This window comes from Thiobaca trueperi, from assembly GCF_004342175.1.
Classification (GTDB): domain Bacteria; phylum Pseudomonadota; class Gammaproteobacteria; order Chromatiales; family Chromatiaceae; genus Thiobaca; species Thiobaca trueperi.
Window position 1 is genome coordinate 422,871 of sequence record NZ_SMAO01000004.1, and the last position, 11,642, is coordinate 434,512.

General features: G+C 62.5%; 9 protein-coding genes. 6 read left to right on the top strand and 3 right to left on the bottom strand.

What is annotated here, in order from left to right; translation table 11 throughout:
* The first annotated feature begins 220 nt into the window (after window positions 1-220).
* The 5 genes from katG to EDC35_RS10075 all read left to right on the top strand — a co-directional run bounded on the left by katG (window position 221) and on the right by EDC35_RS10075 (window position 6,871).
* The gene (gene katG / locus EDC35_RS10055) at window positions 221-2,428 is read left to right on the top strand and encodes a catalase/peroxidase HPI (RefSeq protein ID WP_132977106.1); all 2,208 of its coding nucleotides are present in this window, start codon (window positions 221-223) and stop codon (window positions 2,426-2,428) included.
* A gap of 161 nt (window positions 2,429-2,589) precedes the next feature.
* A complete protein-coding gene (locus EDC35_RS10060) occupies window positions 2,590-4,731 on the top strand; it encodes an HAD-IIB family hydrolase (RefSeq protein WP_132977107.1) in 2,142 nt (713 codons plus the stop codon).
* An 8-nt stretch (window positions 4,732-4,739) separates the two neighbouring features.
* A complete protein-coding gene (locus tag EDC35_RS10065) occupies window positions 4,740-5,600 on the top strand; it encodes an HAD family hydrolase (protein ID WP_165903399.1) in 861 nt (286 codons plus the stop codon).
* Between the two features lie 13 nt (window positions 5,601-5,613).
* Window positions 5,614-5,943, top strand: coding sequence for a hypothetical protein (locus EDC35_RS10070; protein WP_132977109.1), 330 nt, complete (start codon window positions 5,614-5,616; stop codon window positions 5,941-5,943).
* Window positions 5,944-5,965: 22 nt separating this feature from the next.
* Window positions 5,966-6,871: a PfkB family carbohydrate kinase gene (locus tag EDC35_RS10075; protein WP_132977186.1), complete on the top strand. Its 906-nt coding sequence runs from the start codon at window positions 5,966-5,968 to the stop codon at window positions 6,869-6,871.
* A 7-nt stretch (window positions 6,872-6,878) separates the two neighbouring features.
* Here the strand turns inward: EDC35_RS10075 and EDC35_RS10080 are convergent, their stop codons facing one another.
* The gene (locus EDC35_RS10080) at window positions 6,879-7,316 is read right to left on the bottom strand and encodes a DUF29 domain-containing protein (RefSeq protein WP_132977110.1); all 438 of its coding nucleotides are present in this window, start codon (window positions 7,314-7,316) and stop codon (window positions 6,879-6,881) included.
* Between the two features lie 196 nt (window positions 7,317-7,512).
* Here EDC35_RS10080 and EDC35_RS10085 point away from each other — a divergent pair, with 196 nt between their 5' ends.
* Complete coding sequence (locus EDC35_RS10085) at window positions 7,513-9,486, top strand: alpha-amylase family glycosyl hydrolase (protein WP_132977111.1); 1,974 nt, start codon at window positions 7,513-7,515, stop codon at window positions 9,484-9,486.
* 248 nt (window positions 9,487-9,734) lie between these two features.
* On the opposite strand, the gene EDC35_RS10090 is transcribed toward EDC35_RS10085, so the two are convergent.
* Window positions 9,735-11,180, bottom strand: a complete 1,446-nt coding sequence (locus EDC35_RS10090; RefSeq protein ID WP_243651588.1) for a DUF294 nucleotidyltransferase-like domain-containing protein — start codon at window positions 11,178-11,180, stop codon at window positions 9,735-9,737.
* A gap of 84 nt (window positions 11,181-11,264) precedes the next feature.
* On the bottom strand, window positions 11,265-11,639 hold the full coding sequence (locus EDC35_RS10095) for a response regulator transcription factor (protein ID WP_132977113.1): 375 nt from the start codon (window positions 11,637-11,639) through the stop codon (window positions 11,265-11,267).
* Window positions 11,640-11,642: the final 3 nt, after the last annotated feature.

The following is an 11,642-nucleotide window of genomic DNA, read 5'->3' on the forward strand; positions in this document are numbered from 1 at the left end:
ACGGAGATGTCGTGAATGGACAGGATTCACAGGATTTTTCAAGATTGACAGGATTCAGAAAACAATGACTTGTCTCCTGTGAATCCTGCGAAATCCTGTTCATCCTGTCCATTTGGAGCCTTGACTCTGGTAGAAACTTTCCCGGAAACCACCTTAACTGCTTGAGAATCACCTCTGATCTGATCGCGCGTTTTCGTCCAAAAAGAAGAGGAGGAATGTCATGTCGAACGAATCCAAGTGCCCGTTTGCGGGCGCTCACGGTGCCCGCACGACGGTTGCTGCCCAGTCGAATCAGGACTGGTGGCCCAACAAACTCAACCTCAAGATCCTGCACCTGCACTCTGAGAAGTCCAATCCCATGGACGCAGGCTTCAACTATGCCGAGGCATTCAAAACGCTTGATCTGGCGGCGGTGAAGCAGGATCTCTACGCGCTGATGACGGATTCGCAGGACTGGTGGCCGGCTGACTGGGGACACTATGGCGGTCTCTTCATCCGTATGGCCTGGCACAGCGCAGGCACCTACCGTGTCTCCGACGGGCGCGGCGGTGCCAACACCGGCAATCAGCGTTTTGCACCCATCAATAGCTGGCCGGACAACGGCAATCTGGACAAGGCGCGCCGTCTGCTGTGGCCCATCAAGCAGAAATATGGCAACCGGCTCTCCTGGGCGGACCTGCTGATCCTGGCCGGCAACTGCGCCCTGGAATCCATGGGCTTCAAGACCTTCGGTTTCGCCGGTGGCCGCGAGGATATCTGGGAGCCGGAAGATGACATCTACTGGGGCGCCGAGTCCGAATGGCTGGCGACCAGCGACAAGCCCAACAGCCGTTACTCCGGCGAGCGCGATCTGGAGAATCCGCTGGCGGCGGTGCAGATGGGTCTGATCTATGTCAATCCGGAAGGACCGGACGGCAATCCCGATCCGGTGGCATCGGGCCGCGATGTGCGCGAGACCTTCGCGCGCATGGCGATGAATGACGAGGAAACCGTCGCGCTGGTGGCCGGCGGTCATACCTTCGGCAAGGCCCATGGTGCGGGCGATCCCGCGCTGGTCGGCCCCGAGCCGGAAGCCGCACCCATTGAAGAAATGGGTCTGGGCTGGAGGAACAGCTTCGGCTCAGGCATGGGTGTCTGCACCACGACCAGCGGTATCGAAGGCGCCTGGAAGCCAAACCCAACCACCTGGGACATGGGCTATTTCGACATGCTCTTCGGCTACGACTGGGAGCTGGTGAAGAGTCCCGCAGGCGCCTGGCAGTGGCTGGCCAAAGATGTCAAGGAAGAGCACATGATCCCGGACGCCCACGATCCTTCGCTGAAGCACCGCCCGATGATGACCACGGCGGACCTGTCGCTGCGTTTCGATCCCATCTACGAGCCGATTTCGCGGCGCTTCCATCAGGATCCGCAAGCCTTCGCCGACGCCTTCGCCCGTGCCTGGTTCAAGCTGACCCACCGCGACATGGGGCCGCGCCCGCGTTATCTGGGGCCGGAGGTTCCGGCTGAGGTGCTGATCTGGCAGGATCCGGTTCCCGCTGTGGATCATCCGCTGATCGGCGACGCCGACATCGCCGCCCTGAAGGCTCGAATCCTCGCCTCCGGGCCGTCCATTGCCGAGCTGGTCAGGACCGCCTGGGCCTCGGCGTCTACCTTCCGCGGCTCGGACATGCGCGGCGGCGCCAACGGCGCACGTATCCGTCTGGCGCCGCAGAAGGATTGGGAGGTGAACCAGCCGGCTGAACTCGCCAAAGTGCTGTCGATCCTGGAAGCCATTCAGAAGGATTTCAACGACACACAGTCGGATGGCAAAAAGGTCTCCCTGGCTGACCTCATCGTGCTGGGCGGCTGTGCCGCTGTCGAGGAGGGCGCGCGGAAGGCAGGTCATGCGGTGCAGGTTCCCTTCGCGCCCGGACGCACGGATGCCACGCCGGAACAGACCGATGTCGAATCCTTTACGGTGCTGGAACCCGTTGCCGACGGTTTCCGCAACTACATCCGGGACGGCGTCAGGATCCCTGCCGAGGAATATCTGGTGGATCGCGCCCAGTTGCTGACGCTCACCGCGCCCGAGATGACAGTGCTGATCGGCGGCCTGCGCGCCCTGAGTGCCACTGTCGGGCAGTCCGGGCATGGCGTACTCACTGACCGACCCGAGACCCTGACGAATGACTTCTTCGTCAATCTGCTCGATATGGGCACCGAGTGGCGGCCCTCTGCGACTGAGGGGGTATTCGACGGCGTGGAGCGGGCCACCGGCCAGCACAAATGGACGGGCACCCGGGTCGATCTGGTCTTTGGCTCGAATTCCGAGCTGCGGGCGCTCGCCGAGGTCTATGCCTGCGACGATGCCAGCGAGAAGTTCGTCAGGGACTTCGTCGCGGCCTGGACGAAAGTGATGAACCTCGATCGCTACGACCTCGCCTGATAGCGAATGGGGAATGCTGATTGGCGCCGCCTCGACAGACGAGGCGGCGTGATCAGGCATCCGCCTGGATTCCGATTCCCCATTCTTCCTTGCATTCGACCATGGCAATGCCTGTTCGTGATGTTCGATCAGGCGTCGCAAGACAATCTGGAGTACCCATCATGTATATCCTGATGCTCAGTCTGCATGGCCTGATTCGCGGCCATGACCTCGAACTCGGGCGTGATGCGGATACCGGCGGACAGACCAAATATGTCGTCGATCTCGCCCGCGCGCTCGGTGAACGCGACGATGTGACGCAGGTCGATCTGGTCACGCGGCGCGTGCTCGATCCCGCTGTGAGCGAGGACTATGGCGTGCCGCTCGAACCGCTGGGTGACCGGGCGCGGATCGTTCGCATCGAGGCCGGCCCCGAGGGCTACATCATGAAGGAGCAGCTCTGGGACCATCTCGACGGATTCATGGATAACCTCGCCGCCTGGTTGCAGGAGCAGGGGCGATGGCCGGATCTGATCCACAGTCACTATGCCGATGCCGGCTATGTCGGGGCGCGGCTGGCGAACCTGATCGGCGTGCCGCTGGTGCATACCGGTCATTCACTGGGGCGCGACAAGCGTCAGCGTCTGCTGGCGACCGGACTCGATGGCGAAGCGATTGATGCGCGCTATAACATGGTGCGCCGGATCGAGGCCGAGGAAAGCGTGCTGGCCAGCGCGGATCTGGTCATCACCAGCACCCACAACGAAATCGACGAGCAGTACGCGCTCTATGATTACTATCAGCCTGAGCGCATGGTCGTCCTGCCGCCCGGCACCGATCTCCAGCAGTTCCATCCGCCGCGCCCGGACGATCCACCAAGCACCTTCGCCGCCGAGGTCGAGCGTTTTCTCGATGACCCCGGCAAACCCCTGATTCTGGCTCTGTCGCGGGCCGATCAGCGCAAGAACATCGTGGCGCTGGTCGAGGCTTACGGCGAATCGCCCGCGCTCCAGGCACGCGCCAATCTGCTGATCATCGCCGGCAACCGCGATGACATCCGCGAACTGGATGACGGCGCGCGCGCCGTGCTGACCGAGATTCTGCTGACGGTCGATGCCTGTGATCTCTATGGCAAGGTCGCCGTACCCAAGCATCACAGCGCCGACGAGGTGCCGGACATCTATCGTCTGGTGGCGCGTTCCGGCGGGGTCTTCGTCAATCCGGCCCTGACCGAACCCTTCGGTCTGACCCTGCTGGAAGCCGCCGCCACCGGTCTGCCGCTGGTGGCGACCGAAAACGGCGGGCCGGTGGACATCATCGGCAACTGCGGCAACGGTCTGCTGGTCGATCCGCTCGACCGTCAGGCCATCGCGGCGGCGCTGCTCGACATCCTGAGCGATCCGGATCGCTGGCAGACATTTTCGCGCAATGGCATCTCAGGCGTTGGTGAGCATTACGCCTGGCCCGCTCATGCTGAGCGCTATCGCCGTCGTGTCGCCCCGCTCGCCAAGCGCGCCGCGCCCATCCCGGACACGCCGCCGGTGCGCCGCCGTCTCATCTATCGTGATCGTGCGCTCTTCACCGATCTGGATCAGAGCCTGCTGGGCCATGCCGAGGGCGTCGAACGCTTCGTCGCCATGATGCAGGACAATAAACGCTGCGCCAATTTCGGCATCGTCACCGGTCGCCGGCTCGACTCGCTGCTGGTCGAACTCAAACGGCATCGCATCCCGGTGCCGGATATCCTCATCACCAGTCTCGGCACCGAGATCCATTACACCTCGCGTCTGCTTCCGGACGATTACTGGAATGATCATGTCGATCATCTGTGGAAACCCCAGGCGGTGCGCCGCGCACTCGCGAAAATTCCAGGGCTCATTCCGCAATCCAAGGGCGAACAGGGGCGTTTCAAGATTTCCTATCACTACGACCCCATGATTGCACCCAGCGTGGAAGAACTGACGACCCTGCTGCGCACCCAGGAGCAGAGCGTCAATGTCGTCCATGCCTTCGGACAATTTCTCGACATCGTGCCAATCCGCGCCAGCAAGGGTCAGGCGCTGCGCTATGTCGCGCATCGTCTGGGGATCCCGCTCGAACAGATCCTGGTGGCGGGCGGCTCCGGTGCGGACGAGGACATGCTGCGCGGCAACACCCTCGCGGTGGTCGTCGCCAATCGTCATCATGAGGAACTCTCGCAGCTAGCCGAGCACGAAAACATCTATTACGCCCAGCAGGCGCATGCGCTGGGGATTCTCGAAGCGGTCGAGCATTACGATTTCTTCGGCGCCTGCCGTGTGCCGCCGAGTCCGGACCTGGAATGACGCCAACGATGCCAAGATCCCTCCTGCTCTGCACCGATCTGGACCGCACCCTGATTCCCAACGGGGCCGAGCCTGAATCGCCCGACGCGCGTCCGCGTTTCCGCCGCTTCGTCGCCGGGTCGGACGTGACCCTGGTCTATGTCACGGGCCGTCATCGCGCCCTGGTCGAGACGGCCATCGCTGAACATGACCTGCCCTGGCCCGATTATGTGATTGGTGACGTGGGGACGAGCATTCAGGCGGTGGTGATCGGCGCGGATGGCACGGCGATCTGGAACCCGCTGCCGGGCTGGACGGATGAACTGGCCCAAACCTGGCCGGGACCGGTGGCCCTGCAAGACCTCTTTGCCGATGTGTCGGGTCTGCGTCGGCAGGAAGCGGCAAGGCAGACGCCGTTCAAGCTGAGTTACGACGTGACGCTCGATCTGGATGCGGACGACCTGCTGGTGCGGCTGCGTGCACGTCTGGAACAGGCGGGGATGCGCGCCTGCCTGATCTGGAGCATCGACGAGGCCGCCGGCATCGGTCTGCTCGACGTGCTGCCCGAGCAGGCGGGAAAATATCAGGCGGTGCGTTTTCTGATGCGCGCACTTGGCTGCGACGAGGGCTCAACCGTTTTTGCCGGTGACAGCGGCAACGATCTGGATGTCCTGACCAGTTCCATTCCATCAGTACTGGTCGCCAACGCCTCTGACCCGGTTCGCGAGCAGGCCCGCCGCGCTGTCGCGATGAATGGTCTGACCGAGCGGCTCTATTGCGCACTCGGCGGCTGGCAGGGGATGAACGGGCATTACAGCGCCGGCATCCTGGAGGGCGTGGCGCATTTTCGACCCGACCTGCTGGACCGACTCAGGCCCGGCGATGGCTGAACGAGGAGCAGGAATGACCACGATCACATTTGATACGCTGAAATTCGTCCGTACTCTGAAAGAAGCGGGCGTGCCCGAGCGTCAGGCCGAAGCGATCTCAGAGGCGGTGCGTTCGGCCCAGATTGAAAGCGAGCCGATCATCCGCCCGGATCTGCGTGAATTGGAACTGCGGCTGGACGCCCGCATCCGCGAACTCGAACTGAAAATGGAGGCCCGGTTTGCCGACACGCACGCCCGAATCGCCGAGGCCAGGGCGGATCTGACCCGCTGGGTGATTGGCGCGGGTCTGTTACAGACAACCGTCATCATCGGCGTCTTGATGAAAGTGGCGAAGCTGATCTGAGAAGCTGTTTGGAGAAACCATGATGCCCCAGCCACCCATCCGCCTCTTCGGCGAAGTCCTCTTCGATCATTTTCCCGACGGTCGCCGGGTGCTCGGCGGCGCGCCCTTCAATGTCGCCTGGCATCTGCACGCCTTCGGCGCCGCGCCGCGTCTGATCAGCGCAGTAGGCGACGACCCCGATGGTGAGGTCATTCGCGACGCCATGCGCGCCTGGGGCATGGACCTCGCCGGTTTGCAGACCGATGCCGCGCATGGCACCGGTCGGGTGACGGTATCGCTGATCGATGGCGAACCCCTCTATGACATCGTTCCGGATCGCGCCTATGACCATATCCGCCATGTGCCGGCGGATGCTGGCGGTCTGCTCTATCACGGCACCCTGGCCCTGCGTCAGCCGGTCTCCGCCGCCACCCTGCAGGCGCTCAAATCGGACGGGCCGGATGCGGTCTTTCTGGATGTCAATCTGCGCAAGCCCCGGTGGTCGTACAGCAGCGCACGCGCCTTGCTGGATGGTGCCGACTGGGTCAAGCTCAATCGCGATGAACTGATCTGGCTGGATACAGATGACAGCCCGCCCGCGCTCGATCTGCCCGCCCGCGCCCGCGTCTTTCTCGAACGGCACGGGCTGACCGGACTCATCGTGACACTGGGCGGCGAGGGCGCGCTGGCGCTGACCGCCGACGGCGCAGAGGCCCGGATCGCCCCGCCAGCGATCACTGAGGTCGTGGATACGGTCGGTGCCGGCGACGCCTTCGCCGCCGTCCTGATCCTCGGCATCCTGCACGACTGGCCGCTGACCACGACGCTGGAGCGCGCCCAGTCGTTCGCCTCACGGATCGTCGGCCAGCGCGGCGCGACCTGCGCCGATGCGGCGTTCTATGCACCGTTTATCGGGCAGTGGGGGTTGCAAGCAACTGATTACGGTTAGTTGAGGTTCAGGCGTCGGGCCAAAAATCAGGGTCGAGAATGCTGTCCAGCGCGAATGGGCAGTCGGGCGGCAGGTCGTCATAATCGAGTGGCGTCTCCCTCACCACCAGATCGCGTCCGTCCGCGCAGGCGTCCGGGAGCAGATCCGGCAGATGCGTGCGCAGGCTGGGGCTATCGGTCAGCAGTTGCGCGATGCGCCGCCGCTGTTCGTTGATGGTGGCGCGCCAGCTTTTCCGGTATGGATAGTCGGGCTGGTAGCGCCACTTCAGCAGATGACCGATCAGGATCGCCAGACGGTTTTCTAGTGCCCTGCGCTCCCGTTTTCCCAAGTCCTCGATCTCCTCGATCAGATGCTCGGCGTTCAGTTCGGTGTAACGCCCGGCACGCAGCAGCCGGGTTTGTTCCTGGGTCCAGGCGTAAAAGTCCTGCTGATAGAGGTTGGGCATGGTGTGGTGGGCTCCCAAACGCGCATCTTGCGACAAGGCAGGCATCGCGTGCGAGGCCGAGTTTAGCGCATGCCTTGGCCTCCCGCTGTGTAGCGAAGACGATGCCGCTTGCCTTGAGCAAGGCGAGCTTGGCAGCATCGACGATTGTTGCAGCTCGCGCGGTTTAATTCTGTCTATATTTTTCAACGGAACAAATATGTACGAACAGGTTTCGCACGCCCTGCTCAACGATATCCTCGACGAATTCGATCATCGCATCACGCGCCAGGATCTCCGACATTTCTATACCCGGCTCGGCGCCAACTTTTATGCCATCCATTCGCTGTTTTACCATCTGTATGGTCATCGCGAGGATTTCCGGCAACAGACCATCCAGCTCACCGAACGTCTGGCGCGTGCCTATATCGAGCGTCCAGCGGCGCTCAAGCAGATCGACATGGCGCGCGAGGAGGATCACAACTGGTTTCTGAGCCAGGAATGGGTCGGCATGGCGCTTTACTCGGACGGCTTCGCCGGCAATCTCCAGGGTTTGACGCAGCGCCTGCCTTATCTGCAGGAACTCGGCGTCAATCTGGTGCATGTCATGCCGATCCTCAGATGCCCGCTGGGGGCAAGCGATGGCGGTTATGCAGTCAGCGATTTTCGCGACATCGACCCGCGCGCCGGCAATGTCGAAGATGTGGTGACGCTGGCCGAGGCGATGCGCAAGCGTGGCATGCTGCTCACGCTCGATGTCGTGGTCAACCACACCTCGAATGAACACGAATGGGCGCAACGCGCACGCGCTGGCGATGCCGAGTATCAGAAGTTTTATTACACCTTCCCGAACCGCGACGTGCCCGACATGTTCGAGGAGACCCTGCCCGAGATCTTCCCCGAGACCGCGCCCGGCAATTTCACCTGGGACGAGGCGATGGAACGCTGGGTGATGACGGTCTTCAATTCCTATCAGTGGGATCTGAATTATTCCAATCCCGCCGTCTTCATCGAAATGCTCGACATCATTCTCTTCTGGGCCAATCAGGGCGCGGATGTCGTGCGTCTGGACGCCGTGGCCTTCCTCTGGAAAAAGATCGGCACCACCAGCCAGAACGAGCGCGAGGCGCATCTCATCCTGCAACTCATGAAGGACTGCTGTCAGGTGGTCGCGCCCGGCGTGCTCTTCATCGCCGAGGCCATCGTTGCGCCATCCGAGATCATCAAATATTTCGGTGAGGACGCCATCATCGCCAAGGAGTGCGAGATCGCCTATAACGCCACCTTCATGGCGCTACTCTGGGACGCGGTCGCGACCAGGAACGCCAAGCTGCTCAATCAGGGGGTCAGAAACCTGCCCAGCAAGCTCGACCGGGCGACCTGGCTCAATTATCTGCGCTGTCATGACGACATCGGTCTGGGTTTCGACGATGCCGACATCCGCGCCTGTGATTACGATCCCTATTCGCACCGCCGCTTTCTGGTGGACTGGTTCACCGGCGTCTTCGCGGGTTCACCCGGTCGCGGTCGGCCCTTCGGCGTCAATCCCAGGACCGGCGACGCCCGCATTTCCGGGGCGCTCGCCTCGCTGGCCGGACTGGAAACTGCGCTGGAGTCGGGCGACACCGAGTCCATTGATCGCTCGGTCAATCTGATCCTGACCCTGCACGGGATGATTCTGGCCTTCGGCGGCATCCCGCTGATCTGGTATGGCGACGAGCTGGGCACCCTCAACGACAATTCGTTTCTGGACGATGTCAACAAGGCCGGCGACAACCGCTGGATCCATCGCCCGCGCATCGACTGGAATCGTGCCGAGCGTCGGCGCGAACCCGGAACGGTTGAGCAACGTCTGTTCAATGGTCTCAAACGTCTGATCGCGGTGCGCAAGAGCACGCCGGCCTTCGCCGACTTCAATAACCGCGAACTGCTCGACGTGCCCAACCCGCATCTGTTCGCCTTTCTGCGCACGCATCCGACCATGCAGACCGACAGCGTGCTGGTGGTCGCCAATTTCGATCTTCAGCCGCAGTATCTGGATCTCAAGGATCTCGGCAACCGTGGATTGTTCCGTTTCGGACAGGTCAAGGATCTGGCGACCGGCGAGTCGCCGGCACTCCTGAACACCCGTCTGGTGATTCCGCCGCTGCGTTTCTACTGGCTCACTGACCAGCGACCGGGGGCGGTTTTGTAAGCGCTGGTGCAGCAGTGCAGATGTTCCGAGACCGTCCCTGATCGTTGCCGGCAATCTCCTAAACCGCGCCCGGGCGGTATGTGATGTTTGGGGATTGGATCGGCCTTGGCAGAATTGATGAAAGCTGGAGCCGGCGCGGTTTAAGATATTCAATAATATGAAATTTTAAACCGCGTCTCCACTGAGGTCGCGGACATCCCCAAAGCTAAACACAAAATGAAAATGACGCATGTCACACTGGACGCGGTTTAAAGCGGAAACTCCTGCCGTAACCGCGACTGGAGCTTGCGTGCCTGCTTCAGGGCTTCCTTCAGCATCAGTCGATGCAGCTCATTGAGATCGTCCGGATCGACGCGGTTCACGGCGTCCGGATCCCTGGTCTGGAGCTGTTGATGGATGCGGAAACGCTGAATCAGATGGAATGATTCGATCTCGGCGGCGGTGTCTTCGCCCAGTCGTCCGCGTCCGCTGCCGGTCGCGCGCAGCCGCTCGGCGGTATTGGTGGCCCAGACGCCCCATTTCAGCGCCCAGAGACGGGCGGCGTCCATGAAATAGCGTGCGCCCTGGAGCTTGAGATCAATGGTGTGGGGGAAATCGCGATTGCGGTCGAAGGTGAATTGACCGGCCCAGCCCAGCGGCGGGGCGACACTGAGCGTCTGTTCGGCCAGCGCATGCAAGAAGCGGTCGTGGCCCGGCGCTTCGGCGATCAGCCAGTCGCGCAGTTGATCCACCGGCTCGCTGCTGCCATAGAGCGGGCGGAAGTCGAAAAAGATGGTGCTGTGCAGCAGCGCCTGCGGATCCGGCACCCACAGCCAGTTGGCGAAACGCTGTCGCCATTCGTCCGCGCTCAGACAGCACTCGGGATTGCCGGCCATGATGTTGCCCCGGCAACGCTCGAAACCGCAGCGATGCAGCGCCTCGTTCACCGATTGCGCAAAGGGCAGGAAGGCGTCGCGGATGGCGTCCGTGCTCTCCGGCTCAGGCGGGACGAACAGCAGTCCGTTGTCCTGATCGGTGGCGAAGGTCTGCTCCAGTCGCCCCTCCGAGCCGAAGACGATCCAGCACCAGGGCACCGGCGGCAGCTCGAATTCGTCCTCGATCAGCTCGATGACACGCATGCCGATCAGGTCATTGAGCCCGGACATCCACTGGCAGAGCGCCTCGACGCCCATCCCCGTTGCGAAGAGTTCGGCGCCGCGTCGGCGCACCTGATCCGCCGCGAGCACCATGGCGTCCAGATCGCGGGCGGCGCCGATGGCGGCGATCAGCGACTCCGCGCCGCCCGCACGCAGACCGAGCAGATCCGCCTGAGTGACCAGCCCGAACAGACGCCCGTCCGGTTCGGTCAGCAGCAGATGGGCGACGCCCTTCTTCGCCATCATCACCTTGGCCCGATGAACGGGTGCGTCGGCGGCGAGGTTGGGCGGGGCGCCGAGCATGTGCGCGGCAACCGGGTCGTCCAGATCGCCGTCCTCGAAACTGATGACATGCAGCATGTCGCGCAGGGTGACGAGACCCAGCGGCAGATCGGTCGCGGCATCGATGATGATGGCGGCATCATGCTGCGACTGGCTGATGCGGTAGAGCGTCTCGCGCAGCGTGGTGGCGGGCGTGACCATCAGCGGCTGGCGGTGCGCCAGTGACCGCAGCGGGGTGTAATCGGATCCGGTCTCGTGGGGATGGGTCTCGGTCATGACGGGCCTCTGAGTCTGCATTCAGCGATGGAACCGCAACGGTGCAGGGTCGCACAGGAGATGCCGGGCAGACTTGTGCCAGGGTCATCCGGTCAGCGCCAGCAGTTCCTTCACCTTATCAACCAGATCCCGGGTCGAAAACGGTTTGGGCATATAGGCATCGGCACCGAGCGCAAGCCCTTTGTTCTGCTCGGCCTCACGTCCTTTGGCAGTGAGCATCAGAATCCGGGTGCCGGCAAGGGTCGGATCGCCGCGCACCGCTTCCAGCACCGCGAAGCCGTCGAGCTTGGGCATCATGACATCGAGCACCACCAAGTCCGGTCGATGCGTCCGCACCGCCGCCAGACCGGCCTCGCCATCGCGCGCCACGCGCACCTCATGGCCCTCGCGCATCATCAGAAATTCGAGTGAAATAACGATATTGGGCTCGTCGTCGACGATCAGGATGCGTTTGCTCATGAT